12 protein-coding genes are annotated in these 16,287 nt (G+C 70.8%); 9 read left to right on the top strand and 3 right to left on the bottom strand.

The window, feature by feature from the left end; translation table 11 throughout:
• Window positions 1-51 precede the first annotated feature (51 nt).
• Window positions 52-2,403, bottom strand: coding sequence for a GH92 family glycosyl hydrolase (locus ACFQ6X_RS34545; RefSeq protein WP_383187764.1), 2,352 nt, complete (start codon window positions 2,401-2,403; stop codon window positions 52-54).
• Window positions 2,404-2,765: 362 nt separating this feature from the next.
• On the opposite strand from ACFQ6X_RS34545, the gene ACFQ6X_RS34540 reads away from it, so the two are divergent.
• Window positions 2,766-3,917 carry a DMT family transporter gene (locus ACFQ6X_RS34540; RefSeq protein ID WP_383187761.1) on the top strand — a complete coding sequence of 384 codons (1,152 nt, stop codon included), beginning with the start codon at window positions 2,766-2,768 and terminating at the stop codon, window positions 3,915-3,917.
• Here ACFQ6X_RS34540 and ACFQ6X_RS34535 read toward each other — a convergent pair.
• Window positions 3,887-5,206, bottom strand: a complete 1,320-nt coding sequence (locus ACFQ6X_RS34535; protein ID WP_383187758.1) for a peptidoglycan DD-metalloendopeptidase family protein — start codon at window positions 5,204-5,206, stop codon at window positions 3,887-3,889. The two genes, ACFQ6X_RS34540 and ACFQ6X_RS34535, sit on opposite strands and share 31 nt — an antisense overlap.
• A gap of 211 nt (window positions 5,207-5,417) precedes the next feature.
• On the opposite strand from ACFQ6X_RS34535, the gene ACFQ6X_RS34530 reads away from it, so the two are divergent.
• From ACFQ6X_RS34530 to ACFQ6X_RS34520, 3 genes are all read left to right on the top strand, one after another.
• Window positions 5,418-7,910 (top strand): glycoside hydrolase family 3 C-terminal domain-containing protein, encoded by a 2,493-nt coding sequence (locus ACFQ6X_RS34530; RefSeq protein ID WP_383187755.1) that lies wholly within the window; start codon window positions 5,418-5,420, stop codon window positions 7,908-7,910.
• Between the two features lie 16 nt (window positions 7,911-7,926).
• Window positions 7,927-9,006: a LacI family DNA-binding transcriptional regulator gene (locus ACFQ6X_RS34525; RefSeq protein WP_383187752.1), complete on the top strand. Its 1,080-nt coding sequence runs from the start codon at window positions 7,927-7,929 to the stop codon at window positions 9,004-9,006.
• Between the two features lie 121 nt (window positions 9,007-9,127).
• Window positions 9,128-9,442, top strand: coding sequence for a glycosyltransferase (locus ACFQ6X_RS34520; RefSeq protein ID WP_383187749.1), 315 nt, complete (start codon window positions 9,128-9,130; stop codon window positions 9,440-9,442).
• Between the two features lie 177 nt (window positions 9,443-9,619).
• On the opposite strand, the gene ACFQ6X_RS34515 is transcribed toward ACFQ6X_RS34520, so the two are convergent.
• On the bottom strand, window positions 9,620-10,957 hold the full coding sequence (locus ACFQ6X_RS34515) for an ROK family protein (protein ID WP_383187746.1): 1,338 nt from the start codon (window positions 10,955-10,957) through the stop codon (window positions 9,620-9,622).
• Between the two features lie 143 nt (window positions 10,958-11,100).
• Between ACFQ6X_RS34515 and ACFQ6X_RS34510 the strand changes: the two genes are divergently transcribed.
• The 5 genes from ACFQ6X_RS34510 (at window position 11,101) to ACFQ6X_RS34490 (ending at window position 16,182) form a co-directional block, all read left to right on the top strand.
• Window positions 11,101-12,414, top strand: a complete 1,314-nt coding sequence (locus tag ACFQ6X_RS34510) for an ABC transporter substrate-binding protein (RefSeq protein WP_383187744.1) — start codon at window positions 11,101-11,103, stop codon at window positions 12,412-12,414.
• Between the two features lie 10 nt (window positions 12,415-12,424).
• A complete protein-coding gene (locus ACFQ6X_RS34505; protein ID WP_383187741.1) occupies window positions 12,425-13,432 on the top strand; it encodes a carbohydrate ABC transporter permease in 1,008 nt (335 codons plus the stop codon).
• A complete protein-coding gene (locus ACFQ6X_RS34500) occupies window positions 13,425-14,288 on the top strand; it encodes a carbohydrate ABC transporter permease (protein WP_383187739.1) in 864 nt (287 codons plus the stop codon). Before ACFQ6X_RS34505 ends, ACFQ6X_RS34500 begins: the two co-directional genes overlap by 8 nt.
• A gap of 20 nt (window positions 14,289-14,308) precedes the next feature.
• Complete coding sequence (locus tag ACFQ6X_RS34495) at window positions 14,309-15,667, top strand: GH1 family beta-glucosidase (protein ID WP_383187737.1); 1,359 nt, start codon at window positions 14,309-14,311, stop codon at window positions 15,665-15,667.
• Between the two features lie 131 nt (window positions 15,668-15,798).
• Complete coding sequence (locus ACFQ6X_RS34490; protein ID WP_383187734.1) at window positions 15,799-16,182, top strand: hypothetical protein; 384 nt, start codon at window positions 15,799-15,801, stop codon at window positions 16,180-16,182.
• Window positions 16,183-16,287 lie beyond the last annotated feature (105 nt).

The following is a 16,287-nucleotide window of genomic DNA, read 5'->3' as shown; positions in this document are numbered from 1 at the left end:
GCCCCGGACCGGTTGGTCCGGGGCGGGGCGCCGCCGTATGTCAGCTCGGGCCTAGCGCAGGGCCGGCGGGGCGTCGGCGGGAGCCGTGCCCCACGCGGAGGGCTCGCTGCCCACCTCGAAGGAGAGCGAACGTGCCGAGCGGATGTCCTCGGTGGTGAGGTACGTCCTGGACTGCTCCGTCCCGTCGAGCCGGGCCGACTGGATGTAGCGGTCGGTGTCCGACGTACCGGGAGCCCGCACGGTGAACGAACCCCGCGGGTAGTAGCGGCGGTCCAGCGTCAGGTCGACCCGGTCGAAGACGGGCGTGGACAGGCCCCAGGTGTCGGTACCGGGCTGGACCGGGAAGATCCCGATCGAGGAGAGCACGTCCCAGGCGGACATGGTGCCCACGTCGTCGTTGCCCGTCATACCGGTCGGGGTGTCGGTGAAGAGGGTGAGCGCACCGTGGACCACGTCGGTCGTCTTCCACGGCTGCCCGGTCGACAGGTAGGTGTACGGGGCGATCAGGTCGGGCTCGTTCTGCGGGTTGTACTTGTCGGCGTTGTAGTAGTCGTACGGGCCGTTGACCCACACTTCGCGCACCGTCTTCGCCGGGTCGGCGAGCAGCTGCTCGTACGCGAAGAAGGAGTCGAGGCGCTCGTTCGTCGCGTCGGTGCCGCCGATCAGACCGACGAGGCCGGGCAGGTCCTGCGGGACGAGCCACTGGTACTGCCAGGACGTGCCCTCGTGGAAGCCCTCGCTCTTCGCGGGGTCCGCGGGCCCGGCGAAGGCGCCCTTCTCGTCGCGGGAGCGGAAGAAGCCGGTCGAGCTGTCGAAGATCCGGTGGTAGTTCTGCGCACGCTCCCGGTAGCGACGGGCGTCGTCGTCGTGGCCGAGATCGGCGGCCATCTCGCCGAGCATCGCGTCCGACAGCGCGTACTCGAGCGTCGCGGAACCGCCGTGGTCGTAGTCGGAGTCACCGGGCTTGGCGTGCGGACGGCCCTTGATGTACGGGGCGAATCCGTCCGCGAGGTACTCCTTGTTGGCCTCGCGGCCGACGGCCGGGGAATCGGCGGGCGGGACGCCGTCCGCGTTCTTCTTCAGGGTGCGGTACGCCTGTTCCTCGTACCCCTTGAGAAGTCCCTGCTGGTAGGCGTTGGTGAGGTAGGGGGTGACGGGGTCACCGGTCATGATGTTCGTCTCGACCGTGCCGTAGCCCCACTTGGGCAGCCAGCCGCTCTGCTCGTCGATCTTCAGGACGGAGATCGCCATGTCCCGGGCCTCGCGCGGGGCGAGCAGGGAGAGCAGTTGGGCCTGGGTGCGGTAGGTGTCCCACAGCGACCAGTTCTGGTAGTACCTGTAGCCCTTGGCCCGGTGGATCTTCTGGTCCCACCCGGTGTAGCGGCCGTCCACGTCCTGGCCGGTGTTCGGGCCGAGGAAGGAACGGTAGAGCGAGGAGTAGAAGGTGCGCCGCTGGGTCTCGGTCCCGCCCTGCGCGCGTACGTCGTCCAGGCGGTCCTCCCACGCGGCCTGTGCGGCGCGGGCGACCTTGTCGAAGCTGCGGCCGCCCTCGGCGCGCAGGTTGCCGGCGGCGCCGGCCGCGTCGACGTAGCTGATGGCGGTGGTGGCCTCGACGGTCCGGTCCTTCGTGGTGTCGAAGCGGACCCAGGCACCGTTGCCCGCGGCGCCGGTGGACTCCTGGGCGTCGGTGACCGCACCGTCCTTCCAGGTGCCGGAGTCGGCGAAGGGGCGGTCGAACCGGGTGACGGTGTAGAGCGTGTACGGCTTGGTGTCCTGGCAGAACCCCCGCCCGGTGATGGCCGTGCGGACCGTGCGGGAGTCCAGCACCTCCACCGTGGTGCTGACCGTGCGGTGCAGCGACTGACCGGCGTTGATCAGGACGTTGGCCTTGTCGGTGGCCGGAAAGGTGTACCGCTGGACGCCGGTGCGCTCCGTGGCGGTCAGTTCCGCGTTGATCCCGCCGTACGAGGTGAGTCCGACCTGGTAGTAGCCGGGGCTCGCCTTCTCGTTGTCGTGGCTGAACCCGGACGCGTACTTCGTGTTGTCCGTCTCGGTGATGTCCCCGGTGGTGGGCAGCACGGGGAGGTCGCCGCCGAGGCCGCAGCCGACGCCGGAGATGTGGGTGCTGCTGAAGCCCCGGATCTGGTCGTCCGTGTAGTCGTACCCGACGGCGTGGCCGGTGTCCGGCGAGAGCTGGACCATGGAGAACGGGACGGCCGCACCGGGGTAGGTGTTGCCCTCGTTCTGAGTGCCGATGAAGGGATTCACCAGATCGGTCAGCCGGCCCTCGGCGCGGGGGGCCGCCTGTGCCGCGGGGCCGGTGGTGAGAACGCCGCCGAGAAGCGCGACAGCTGCGAGCGTGGCCGCCGGTCCGCGCAGTCTCGGCCGTTGGGTCCGGTGCATGGGGAAGTTCCTCCTTGGACAGCGTTGACAACGTTGTCGGAGTGCGTCCGTACATCGTTGCAAGAACAGGCAGTGGCATGACAACACGGCACCGAGCCGCTGTCCAGGTTCACGGCACACAGAACTCGGCGACAGGACTCGCCCGCACCTGGTTTTCTCCGATTCCTTCGGGTTTCGGGTACTCACCGCATCGGACCGTCAGCGCTCCGTGTGTCGCAGGGCCCATCTTCTGAGGCCTGAGGCAAGGAGGACTACCGTCGAGAGGAGGACGTAGGAGTGATGTACGTACTACTGGAGCAGTACGCCGAATCGCCGCCTCAAGGACGACGACTGGGCGGCTCCGACAGGACATCGTGGTGTACATGAGTTCCCTTGCGCTGTCCGTGCTGCTGTCACTGATCTCCGCGGTCGCCTATGCGGCCGGGGCGATCGTCCAGGAGCGCGTGGCCGCGGGCGGTCACGACCGCCCGTACGCACCGGTGCGCAACGCCGTCTGGTGGGCGGCCGTGGCGCTCAACGGTGTGGGCGCGGTGCTGCACGTGGTGGCACTGGCCTACGGACCCCTCAGCCTCGTCCAACCGCTCGGCGCCCTGACCATTGTCTTCGCCCTGCCGATGGCGGCGCTCTTCGTCCACCGCAGGGCGGGGAGGACTGCCTGGCGCGGCGCGATCATGGCCACGGTGGGCCTGGCCGGCCTGCTGGCCCTCACGGGCAACGCGGGCTCGCACACCCTGGCGGGACCCGAGCAGTTGGTGCTGGCGGCCGGGACGTTCGGCGCGGTGGCCGTCGTGACCGTTCTCGCCAAGGGCCTGCACCGCCCCATGGCGCGCAGCGTGGTGCTGGCCACGGGCGCCGGAGTGGCCTTCGGAATGGCCTCGGTGTTCACCAAGACCGTGGCGATGGAGTGGACGTCCGGCTCGGTGGGTTCGGGTCTGCCGACGCTTCTGGTGATCGCCGGCCTGGCCGCCTCGGGGCTGCTCCTCTCCCAGGCCGCGTACCGCGGCGCCGGGCTGACCGCGCCGCTCGCGACGGTCACCGTGGTCAATCCGGTGGTCGCCGCCGCGGTGGGTCTCACGCTCTTCGGGGAGCAGTTCCGCTACGGCATCACCGGCACGGTACTGGCGCTCAGCTGCGGTGCGGTGGCGGCGGGCGGGCTGGTCCTGCTGACCACGCAGAGGCTGGCCGCGGAGCGTACGGGGGCCCACGGGCTGGGGTCGCAGCGGTCGTCCGCAGTCGATACGGGCAATGAGGCGCCAGAGGCCCACGGAAGCCGGCGCCTGGTGGTCCCCGAGCCGCCGAAGGCCCTGCCCTCCCCCGCGAAGGCGGCACCGGATCCGTTTCCGGCACCGACCGCCCTGCCGCTGAACCACGCGGCGGGGCGTGTGGAGTTCAAGGGGCAGCGGGAGCGGCCGTTGGCAGGCCCTGCCCGCCGCGGCGACTTATCCCGCCCGGAGCAGGGCGCAACGGGACCGCACAGCGGTGTTCAGATGCTGACGCCGCCTGCCCTGAGATAGGCGAGCGGGTCGACGTCGGAGCCGTAGCCGGGGCCGGTCCGGATCTCGAAGTGCAGATGCGGGCCCGTGCTGTTGCCGGTGGATCCCGAGCGCGCGATCCGCTGGCCGCCGCCGACCTGCTGGCCCTCGCGTACATGAAGCGAGGACAGGTGCGCGTACTGGCTGTACCTGCCGTCGCTGTGGCGGATGACGATCTCGTAGCCGTACGCCCCCGCCCAGCCGGCCGAGACGACCTTCCCGGACGCCACGGCCTTCACCGAGGTTCCGGTGGGCACGGGGAAGTCGACGCCTGTGTGGTAGCCGCTGGACCATGAACCCGCCTGGTGGTACGGGGTTCCGGTCCGGGCCGTCACGGGTGCGGTGAGGCCGGAGTGCTGCTTGGCCGACTGCTTGGGCTTGGCGGCGGGCTTCGCGGCCTGCTCGGGCGCAGCCTTCTGCGTTGCTTTCGGTGCGGCGGCCTTCTGAGTGGCCCGCTCCTTCGGCGTGACCTTCTGCTTCGAGGCGTCCCGCTCCGGGCCCGCGGAACCGGCGTGCTCCCGCCAGGACTCGTTCGTCGCCGCGGGTCGGGCAGTCTTCGGTGTCTCCGCCACGTCGAGGCTCAGCCGCTGTCCCGGCAGGATGAGGTCGGGGTCGTCACCGACGACAGCGCGGTTCGCCGAGTAGAGGCGCTGCCAGCCGCCCTGGACCCGTTCGGCCTCGGCTATGCCGGAGAGGGAGTCGCCACGGGCCACGGTGTACGACTCACGCTTGCCCGGCACACTGGTGGGCGACGCGGACGCCTTGCCGGCCCGGGCGTCCGGGGCGGCCTTCGCCGAGCCGGACTGCGGTGCGGTCTTCGGTGCGGCCTTCGCACCCGTCTTCGCCACGTCGACGCCGCGCTTCGTCTGCGGGGCGATGTCGGGGGCGTCGCCGCCCCGCGTAAGCCCCGCCCGCACCGAGCAGGCCGGCCAGGCGCCCGGCCCCTGCCCCTCCAGCACCTTCTCGGCGACGGCGATCTGCTGGTCCTTGGTGGCCAGGTCGGCGCGCGCGGCGTAGGCCGTTCCGCCGAAGGCCGCCCAGGTCGAGCGGGTGAACTGCAGGCCGCCGTAGTAGCCGTTACCCGTGTTGATGTGCCAGTTGCTCGTCGACTCGCATGCGGCGACCTTCTCCCACACATCGGTCGAGGCGGCTCCCGCCGAAGCGGCCGTGAGGAGCGGCAGCGCGATGCCCGCGCCGCCCGCCGTGACCGTGAGCGAGGCACGGTTGATCCGGCTGGGCTGGTATCTGCGGTGCCGTCCGTTCGCGGCCATGACTTGGCTCCCCCACTGGCAGTAGGACACGTCGCAAGCGGCCAACTTAGGTGCAGACGACGGGTGGTGACAAGTGAGTGGCCGCTGTTCCGTCGCCCGTGGCCCCCGACGCGACCCCCCATTGACAGAGCCGGCACCGCCCGGCGACGCTGTGCCCAGCACACCGGGAGAGCGCTCTCCAACAGGAGGCGCGGGTGAGGGGCAGGGCCGCATGACGGATGAAGAGATCGACCGCCTGCTGGAGAAGCTGGACCTCGGGCAGAAGGTACGCCTGCTGACGGGCTCCACCACCTGGCGGACACACGGGGAACCGGCCGTCGGTCTGCGCCCGTTGACGTTCTCCGACGGACCGGCAGGGGTACGGGGTGAGGCCTGGGACGAACGGGAGACCTCCCTCGTCCTGCCCTCGCCGACCGCGCTCGCCGCCGCATGGGACGAGCGCCTGGTGACGGAACTGGGTGCGCTGCTCGCGGCCGAGGCCCGCGGCAAGGGCGTCGACGTCCTGCTCGCCCCCACACTCAACCTGCACCGGTCCCCCCTGGGCGGGCGGCACTTCGAGTGCTTCTCGGAGGACCCGCTGCTCACCGGGCGCACGGGGGTCGCACTGATCAGGGGCATCCAGTCGGGCGGCGTGGCCGCCACCGCCAAGCACTTCGTCGGCAACGACTCCGAGACCGACCGGCTGACCGTCGACGTACGGATCGACGAGCGGACCCTGCGCGAGGTCTATCTGGCCCCGTTCGAGGCGGCCGTCGAGGCAGGCGTGTGGGCGGTGATGTCCGCGTACAACCAGGTCAACGGCTGCACCATGGCCGCGTCCCCGCTCCTGGAGCAGCCGCTGAAGAGCGAGTGGGGGTTCGACGGGCCCGTGGTCTCCGACTGGGGCGCGGTGCGCACGCTGCTCGACACCGCGGGCTCGGCGCAGGACCTGGCCATGCCGGGTCCGCGCGGCCCATGGGCGGACGGCCTGCTCGCCGCCGTGGAACAGGGGCTCGTGGAACAGGAGTTGCTGGACGACAAGGTACGGAGGCTGCTGCGGCTGGCCGGCCGGGTGGGCGGGCTGGGCCGGCCGGAGCTGGTGTGGCGTCCCGCCGTCTCCCCCGTCACCCAGCGCGCTCTGCTGCGCAGGGCCACTGCGGCGGGCGCCGTCCTGCTGCGCAACGAGGGCGGGCTCCTGCCGCTGGATCCGGCGGGGCTGCGCAGCATCGCCGTGATCGGGGCGCCCGCCCGCAACGTACGGATTCAGGGCGGGGGCAGCGCGGAGGTGTTCCCGGCCTCCGTCGTGTCACCGCTGGAGGGGATCCAGCGGGCGGTGGGCGGCGGCACACGGGTGACGTACGCCCCGGGGCAGGCGCCGTCCGCCCTGCCCCGCCCCCTGGACCGGTCCTGGGCCCGCGATCCGCGCAGCGGCGAACCGGGGGTGCTCGTCCGGCTGCTGGACGCGGCGGGCGCCGAACTCCACGCGGAGCACCGGCTGTCCGGCCGGATCGTGGAGCCTTCGGTGAGGGTGGACGGGGCCGAGACGGTGGAGATCCGGGCGCTGGTCAGGCCGGACACCGGGGGGAGGTGGACCTGGGCGGTCGGCGGCTGGGGGCCGATGTCGCTGAGCGTCGACGGCCGGGAGGTGCTCGCCGGGACGTTCCCGCTCGACAGCGACGATCCGACGCGTGTCCATGTCGCGCCTCCGTACCGGCCGGCCGAGGCGGTGCTGAAGGCGGACACCGAGGTCGAGGTCGTCGCCCGGCGCGGCCTGGCGCCGGGGACGGGTGTGGCCACGGTTCTGGCGGCCGCTCCCCCGGCGGGTGACGACGCCGCGGCGCTCGCGGCCGCAGTGGCCGCGGCGCGGTCCTCGGATGTCGCGGTGGTCGTCGTGGGCACCACCGAGGAGAGCGAGTCGGAGGGCCACGACCGTGAGGGGCTGAGCCTGCCGGACGGCCAGGACGAGCTCGTCCGGGCGGTGGTGCGGGCCAACCCGCGCACGGTGGTGATCGTGAACTCGGGCGGCCCGGTGGCCCTGCCGTGGCACACCCTGGTCCCCTCCCTGCTGCTGGCCTGGTTCCCCGGCCAGGAGGCCGGCCACGGGCTCGCGGACGTCCTGTTCGGCCGTACCGAGCCGGGGGGCCGGCTGCCGACCACGTGGGGCGCCGCCGAGGAGGACGTCCCGGTGCTCACGACCTGCCCGGACGCGGGGGTGCTGCGCTACGAGGAGGGGCCGGACATCGGCCACCGCGCCTGGCTGCGCGCGGGCACGGCGCCGGCCTACTGGTTCGGGCACGGGCTGGGCTACACGCAGTGGGAGTACGAGGAGCTGTCGCCGCCAAGGACGGTGAGGGCCGGGGAGGCCTTCGACGTACAGGTACGGCTGCGCAACACCGGAAGTCGGCGCGGGCGTGAGGTCGTTCAGGTCTACCTGTCCCTCGCCGCCTCCGGAGCGGAGCAGCCGGTGCGCAAGCTGATCGGCTACGCGGCGGTCGAGGCCGACCCGGGGCAGAGCGCCGTGGCGACGGTCCGGGTCGCGGGCCGGGCGGCGGCCCGCTGGTCCACGGTCCGGTCGCGGTGGGAGACGGATCCCGGCGAAGTCCGGCTGCTGGCCGGGCGGTCGGCCGGGGACCTGCCGCTGGAGGCGGGGCTCGCGCTGGGCGAGCCCGTGTCCGGGCATGGACCCATCGAGAAGGGAGAGCGCTCTCCTCAACTGCTCCACTGATGCTATAAATGCGCTCATGACGGATGACCAGCGATCGGCCGGTGCGGCACCCACCCTGGAGGACGTGGCGAGGGCGGCCGGCGTTTCGCGCGCGACCGTCTCGCGGGTCATCAACGGGGTGCGCAATGTCGACCCCGTCATCCAGGAGGCCGTGCGCCAGGCCGTCTCCGTCACGGGCTACGCGCCCAACCGCGCGGCCCGCTCCCTGGTCACGCGGCGGGCGGACGCCATCGTCCTGGTCGTGTCGGGTGCGGGTGTCGAGACGGACGAGGGGGACGGAGCGGGGGCGTCCGACGCAAGCTCCTTCACCGCCCGGGTCTTCGCCGACCCGTTCTTCGGACGGGTGGTGACAGGAGTCGTCAACTACCTGCGGCCGCGCGGGATGCACCCGGTCCTGATGTTCGCCGAGACCCCGCGGGCCCGGGACGAGGTGGTGTCCTACCTGCGGCAGGGCAGCGCCGACGGGGCGCTGATCGTGTCGACCCACGCCGAGGACCCGCTGCCGGGACTGATCACGGACGCGGGACTGCCCGCGGTGCTGTACGCGCGTCCCGCACGGCCCGTACGGATCAGCTACGTCGATCTGGCCAACCGGGAGGGGGCCGGGCTCGCCGCCGAACATCTGCTGGCGCGCGGCTGCCGTCGGATCGCCACGATCACCGGCCCGCTGGACGTGCCCGCGGGGCAGGAGCGCCTGGCCGGCTTCCGGGACACGATGGCGCGGCGCGGACACCCGTACATCCCGATCGCCGAGGGGCAGTTCACCCAGGAGAGCGGCGAGGCCGCGATGGAGCGGCTGCTGACGGAACACCCCGACCTGGACGGGGTGTTCGCGGGGAACGACCTGATGGCCATGGGCGCCTGCCATGTCCTGCGGGAGCACGGCAGGCGGGTGCCCGCGGACGTGGCCGTGATCGGCTTCGACGACAGCAGCGCGGCCTCCGCCTGCCGGCCGCCGCTCACGACGGTGCGGCAGCCGGTGGAGGACATGGCGGCGGAGATGGCGCGACTGCTGCTGGACCGGCTCGCGTCACCGGACAGTCCGGCGACCTCGGTGATCCACGAACCGGCCCTCGTGGTACGGGATTCCGCCTGACGCTCCGGCCGGGCCTCCGGTGCGGTCCCGGCCCGGTCCGGCTGAGTGCGCGGCGTCGCCCGGAAGGGCTTACCATCCTGTGCCCTGACAGATCGCCGACTCCTGAGGAGCATCAGCACTCATGCGCATGACCCGTCTCACCACCGCTGTCCTGGCCACCGCACTCGGCTTCACCGGTGCGCTCGTCACCGGCTCGAGCGCCGGCGCCTCGGCCCAGCTCGCATGCCAGTACAAGGTCGTGTGGCCGACCGCCGGGGTGTACGAGAACCCGAACCCGAACAGTGTGGTCGTCAAGACCAAGCACGCCGGTGACATAGTCGGCGCTTCGACCTGTGAGGGCGCGGGCTACAACGAGTACAGCTACGCGATGGTCACCACCGACGCGGCGGCCGACGGCCGGGGCTGGATGCGCGTGGAGGCGCTCGTCCAGATCTGACAGCCTTTTCGCAGACTCCTCGCACGTCGGGGGTAGCGCCCGGGCAGCCCCGGGTACGCCCCCGACGGACGGGGTGCCTCACCGGCAACCGAGGATCCCGTCGCACGGCAAGGCTTGGACCGCCGCGCCCCGGCGTCGGCGGGGCCGTGCGCCGCCCCGGCCGTCGGGCGGTCCGGCTCAGCCCGCCGGAGTACGGCTGCGCAGGGCCGTCGCGGCCGTCCGGGCCGGACCGGGCGCGTTGTTCGGATCCGGAGCCGTCGCGGGCCGGCTGCCCCCGCGGGCCAGGAAGTCGGACAGGGGCAGTGTCGCGGCGCCCACCGTGACCGCGTCCGGACCGAGGTGGCCCATCTCGATCGTGGTGCGGGCCACCGCGTGCCTCAGCGCGTACTCCTGGGCGTACCGCCGGATGTCCGGGAGCAGATGAGGGCCGATCAGCAGCCCGGCCCAGCCGCCGAGCAGGATCCGGTCGGGCAGGAACAGGTTGACCAGGTCGGCCAGGGCGGCGCCCAGATACTCGGCCGTCTCGTCCAGGATGGCGACCGCCACCGGGTCCGGGGCGGTGCGGCCCGGTCCTGGGTAGGCGGCGGCGAGGAGCGCGGCGAGGGCGGCCTCGTCGTCGGTGTCCGCGGGCAGCGGGCCGCCGGCCTCGTGCCAGCGCTCGCGCATGGCCTCCGCACCGGCGTACGCCTCCAGGCAGCCGATCGAGCCGCAGCGGCAGCGGCGGCCCCGCACCTGGACGGTGGTGTGGCCCCACTCCAGGGCCGCGTTCGACAGGTCCTCGTCGAGGATCTCTCCCCTGTTGACGCTGGCGCCCACGCCTGAGCCGATGAGGGCGATGGCCGCGACCTCGGCGCCCCGGCCTCCGCCGAACCACATTTCGGCCTGCCCCAGCGTCTTGGCGCCGTTCTCGATGAAGAACGGCACCTCCGGCGGTACATCGACGGCCTCGCGGAGCATCCGCTCGAAGGGGACCGCGCTCCAGCCGATGGTCTGGCCGTGCACGACCGCGCCCCGGCCGTCGGCTGCTCCGGACGCCTCGCGTTCGACGATGCCCGGCACCCCGATGCCGATCCCGAGCAGCCGGCCCGGGTCGGCACCCGCGTCGCGCAGGACATCGGCCACCCCGGTACGGACGTGCCTGACGATGCGGTCGACGTCGTAGCCGTGCTGGGCGAGCAGGCGTTCGGTGCGGGCCAGTTCCGTGAGCGACAGGTCGAAGAGCTCGACGCGGACCCGGGTCTCACCGATGTCGATCCCCACGAACAGGCCCCCACCGGGCGCGACCCGCAGCAGGGTACGGGGGCGCCCACCGTCGGAATCAACGATTCCGGCCTCCTCCAGGAGACCCTCCGAGGCCAGCTCGGCGACCACGTTGCTGATGGAGCCCGAACTCAGCCCCGTCGCGGGGCCGAGCTCCTGACGGCTCAGCGGGCCGTCGAAATACAACCGTTGCAATACCCTCGCCCGATTGCCCCTTCGCAGGTCACGCACGGTCCGTCTGCTGCGCTCAGCCATGTTGCTCCCTTCGTTCCGGAAACATACCCCGCCCTCACCCCTTGACGCACACTTCCTTCACCTCTTAAATCACGTCATAAATTAAGTGAAGGACGGCCGTTCGGGTCCCGAACGATGCCATCCCCGGAAAGGGGCCACCTTTCATGCGTCACCTCAGAGCCGCAGCAGCCGTCACCCTCGCCATGTCCGTCGCGGCCGGAGTCACCGGCTGCGGAGGCGGCACGTCGTCGTCCGGCGGCAGCAACGAATCACCCAAGACCCTCACGTACTGGGCGTCCAACCAGGGCCCCAGCATCGAGGCCGACAAGAAGATCCTCACTCCCGAGCTGAAGAAGTTCGAGAAGGAGACCGGCATCAAGGTGAAGCTGGAGGTCGTCCCCTGGGCCGACCTGCTGAAGCGGATCCTCGCCGCCACCACGTCCGGCCAGGGCCCCGACGTGCTGAACATAGGCAACACCTGGTCGGCCTCGCTCCAGGCCACCGGGGCGCTGCTCCCGTGGGACGACAAGAACTTCGAGGCGATCGGCGGCCGTGACCGCTTCATCGACTCGGCCGTCGCGTCGGCCGGCAAGGAGGGCGAGCCGCCCGCCGCGGTTCCGCTGTACTCGCTGGCGTACGCGCTCTACTACAACAAGGCGATGTTCGCCGAGGCCGGCATCACCACTCCGCCCGCCACCTGGGACGAGCTGGTGGCCACCGGCAAGAAGCTGTCCAAGGACGGCAAGTGGGGGCTGGGCGCCGAGGGCGCGAACCTCTCGAACAACATCCACCAGGCCTTCGTCCTCGGCCAGCAGCACGAAGCCGACTTCTTCGACGCGTCCGGCAAGGCGACCTTCACCTCCGACGGTGCGGTCGCCGCTGTGAAGCAGTACGTCGACCTGATGGCCAAGGACAAGATCATCGCCCCGGGCAACGCGGAGTACGCCCAGAACCAGTCACTCACGGACTTCGCCAAGGGCAAGACCGCGATGGTGCTGTGGCAGGCCGCCGCGACCACCTTCGCCGCCCAGGGCATGAAGCCCGAGGACTGGGGTGTCGCCCCCGTCCCCGTGGAGTCGGGCGTCCCCGGCACCGGCAAGAACACCAACTCGATGGTCGCCGGCATCAACATGGCCGTGTTCAAGAACACCAAGAACATCGACGGCGCCAAGAAGTTCGTGAAGTTCATGACGAGCGACGAGGAGCAGAAGCTCCTCAACAAGACCTACGGCGCGATTCCCCCGGTCAAGGCCGCCCAGGCCGACGCGGCGTTCTCGGCGCCCGACCTGAAGGTCCTGCGCGACACGCTCGCCACGAGCGCCGCCCCGCTCCCCCAGGTGCCCAACGAGTCGCAGTTCGAGACCGCCGTGGGAACGGCGATCAAGGAGCTGTGGGCCGAGGCCGCCGCCGGGAAGCCGATCACCACCGAGACCGTCAAGGCGCGCCTGGACAAGGCCCAGCAGACGATGCAGCAGTGAGGCACTCTTCATGACCGCCGTGACCACCGATCCCCACGTCGACAAGTCGGACAGGGTGACGAGCACGGGCACCGGGGATGCGCGCAGGAGACTGCCGCGCATCCCCGACCGGATCCGCCGTGGCGGACTGCCCTATCTCCTCCTGCTCCCCGCCGTCCTGCTCGAACTCCTGATCCACATCATCCCGATGGCCATCGGGATCGTGATGAGCTTCCGCCAGTTCACGCAGTTCTACATCAACAACTGGGGCGGGGCGCCCTGGATCGGACTCGACAACTACAGCATCGCCGTCGACTTCAACGCCCCGATCGGCGAGGCACTGCTCCACTCGTTCCTCGTCACCTGTGTCTTCACCTTCTTCGCCGTCGGTCTGGCCTGGCTGTTCGGAATCGCCGCAGCGATCATGCTGCAGGAGAGCTTCCGCGGCCGGGGCTTCCTGCGGGCGGTGTTCCTCGTCCCGTACGCCCTGCCGGTCTACGCGGCCGTCATCACCTGGGCCTTCATGTTCCAGCGGGACAACGGGCTGGTGAACCACGTGGTCCACGACCAGCTGGGGCTGACGGACGAGCCGTCGTTCTGGCTGATCGGCGACAACAGCATCTACGCGCTGATCATCGTCTCGGTCTGGAAGGGCTGGCCGTTCGCCTTCCTCATGCTGATGGCCGGGCTGCAGAACATCCCGCGCGAGCTGTACGAGGCCGCCTCGATCGACGGCGCCGGCGTCTGGCAGCAGATCCGCAAGATCACGCTGCCCTCGCTGCGGCCCGTCAACCAGGTCCTGGTGCTCGTGCTGTTCCTGTGGACGTTCAACGACTTCAACACGCCGTACGTGCTGTTCGGGAAGGCGGCGCCCGAGAACGCCGACCTGATCTCGATCCACATCTACCAGTCCTCGTTCGTCACCTGGAACTTCGGCAGCGGCTCGGCGATGTCCGTCCTGCTGCTCCTCTTCCTGCTGGTCGTCACGGCCGTCTACCTGTTCTTCACCTCACGCGGAAGGAAGGGCTCCCATGGCTAGCCACGCCCGGTCCCCCATGGCCGCACCGCAGTCCTTCCTCTGGACCCGCCGGATCGTCCTGACCCTGCTCGCGGGCTTCGTCCTGCTGCCGGTGTACGTCATGGTCAGCAGCTCGCTCAAACCGCTCCAGGACGTGTCGGGGAAGTTCCAGTGGCTCCCGTCCGAGCTGACCGTCCAGCCGTACTTCGACATCTGGGAAACCGTCCCGCTCGCCAAGTACTTCGTGAACTCGCTGATCGTCGCGACGTCCGCGACGGTGCTCTCGGTGACCATCGCGGTGTTCTCGGCGTACGCGGTGAGCCGCTACAGCTTCCGCGGCAAGCGGGTCTTCACCGTCACGGTGCTCTCCACACAGATGTTCCCGGGGATCCTCTTCCTGCTGCCCCTGTTCCTGATCTTCGTCAACATCGGCAACAGCACCGGTCTCGCCCTGTACGGCTCGCGCGGCGGGCTGATCCTCACCTACCTGACGTTCTCGCTCCCCTTCTCCATCTGGATGCTGATCGGCTACTTCGACTCCATCCCGAAGGACCTGGACGAGGCGGCACTGGTGGACGGCTGCGGCCCGGTCAGGGCCCTGTTCCAGGTCGTCGTGCCGGCCGCGGTGCCGGGGATCGTCGCCGTGTCCGTGTACTCGTTCATGACGGCCTGGGGCGAGGTGCTCTTCGCCTCCGTGATGACCAACGACGAAACCCGCACCCTGGCCGTGGGACTCCAGGGATACGCCACCTTGAACGACGTCTACTGGAACCAGGTCATGGCGGCATCGCTGGTGGTCAGCGTGCCCATCGTCGCGGGATTCCTGCTCCTGCAGCGCTACCTCGTCGCCGGGCTCACCGCGGGCGCCGTCAAGTGACCGAAACGGAAAGGCAGTCAGTGAACAACCTCAACGCCCTCCCGGCCGATTTCACCTGGGGCGTCGCCACGGCTGCGTACCAGATCGAGGGAGCGGTGGCCGAGGACGGCCGCTCCCCCTCGATCTGGGACACGTTCTCGCACCTCCCCGGGACCATCGACAACGGTGACACCGGCGACGTGGCATGCGACCACTACCACCGGGTCCCCGAGGACATCGGCCTGATCAAGCAGCTCGGCGCGGACGCCTACCGCTTCTCGCTCGCCTGGCCGCGGATCGTGCCGGGCGGCGACGGACCGGTGAACAAGGCGGGTCTCGACTTCTACGACCGGCTGGTCGACGGTCTCCTGGACGCCGGGATCACCCCGTTCGCCACGCTCTACCACTGGGACCTTCCGCAGGCACTGCAGGACCGCGGCGGCTGGACCGTCCGCGAGACCTCCGAGCACTTCGCGGCGTACACCTCCGTCGTCGTCGAACGCCTCGGTGACCGGGTGAAGGACTGGGCGACCCTCAACGAGCCGCTCTGCTCCGCGTGGGTCGGCCACCTGGAAGGGAGGATGGCGCCGGGTCTGACCGACCTGACGGCCGCCGTCCGCGCCTCGTACCACCTCCACCTCGGCCACGGTCTGGCCGTGCAGGCGATCCGCGCACAGTCCCCGGACGCCCGCGTCGGCATCGTCAACAACCTCAGCCCGATCGAGCCGGCGAGCGCCGGCGAGGCCGACCGCGCCGCCGCCGTCCGCGCCGACGGCCACGTCAACCGCTGGTGGCTCGACCCCATCCACGGCCGCGGCTACCCGCAGGACATGGTCGATCTGTACGGGGTCGAACTGCCCGTGCGGCCCGGCGACCTGGAGACCATCGCGGCGCCCCTGGACTGGCTGGGCGTGAACTACTACTTCCGCCAGGTCGTCACCGCCGACGAGCGCGGGCCCGTACCGAACGCCAAGCAGATCTACCTGCCCGGCTCACGGCACACCCACATGGACTGGGAGGTCCACTCCGACGGGCTGGAGCAGCTGCTGCTGCGCCTCACCGAGGAGTACGGCGCGCAGCGCATCTACGTCACCGAGAACGGCGCGGCCTATCAGGACGTCGTCCAGGCCGACGGCTCGGTGCACGACCCGGAGCGCACCCAGTACCTCGAGGAGCACCTGGAGGCCTGTGCCCGCGCCGTGCGCAAGGGCGCACCGCTGGCGGGCTACTTCGCCTGGTCGCTGCTGGACAACTTCGAATGGGCATACGGCTACGACAAGCGCTTCGGCCTGGTCCACGTCGACTACGCCACCCAGCGCCGCACGATCAAGAGCAGCGGCCGGCGCTACGCGGAGCTGATCCGCGAGGCCTCGGGCGGCAGGTCCCGCAAGGCGGCCTGAGCCCGGCCCCCGACGACGGCCGGAGCCCCCGGACACGGCATCCACGGATGCCCGTGCCCGGGGGCTCCGGCCGTTCGGCACACCGTCGGGCGGCCATCATGTGCACGGCCCCCGACGCATATGCTCACCGTATGGAGCAGAGCGAAGTCCTCAAGCGAGTGATCGGCATCCTCACGGAGGCGGGCGAGATGCAGCGCCAGGCCGAGGAGGACACGAACGGGCACGACCCGGACGCGGGCGGAAGCATCGTGACGACCCTCCTCAACGAGACGATGCCCCACATCGCCATTCCCGGGGACGCGACCGTCGAGGAGATGGCTCTTCTCGTGGGCAGGGAAGTCGGCGGCGCCGTCGAACAACTGGTGGGTGCGTTCACCCTGGCCTTCATCGCGCTCGCCCAGGTCCACGACTCCGGCCAGGGAGAAGTGACGTCCGCCGATGTGCTGCAGGACCTCGCACTGCGCGCCGAGGAGCTGAGCTCCGACGACGACGACGGCCCCGAGGACTCCGCCTAGGACCTCTCGTCCGGACCGTGCCGGTGCCGCAGCGCCCCGAGGGTCCGGGCCAGAACCCCACGTGCACGGCAAGAGTCCGCGGCGGGCCACGGATCTCCGTGGCCC

The organism is Streptomyces sp. NPDC056452, assembly GCF_042796085.1.
Classification (GTDB): Bacteria; Actinomycetota; Actinomycetes; order Streptomycetales; family Streptomycetaceae; genus Streptomyces.
The sequence above is the reverse complement of the archived record's forward strand: the minus strand, read 5'-3'. Positions and strand labels throughout refer to the sequence as shown.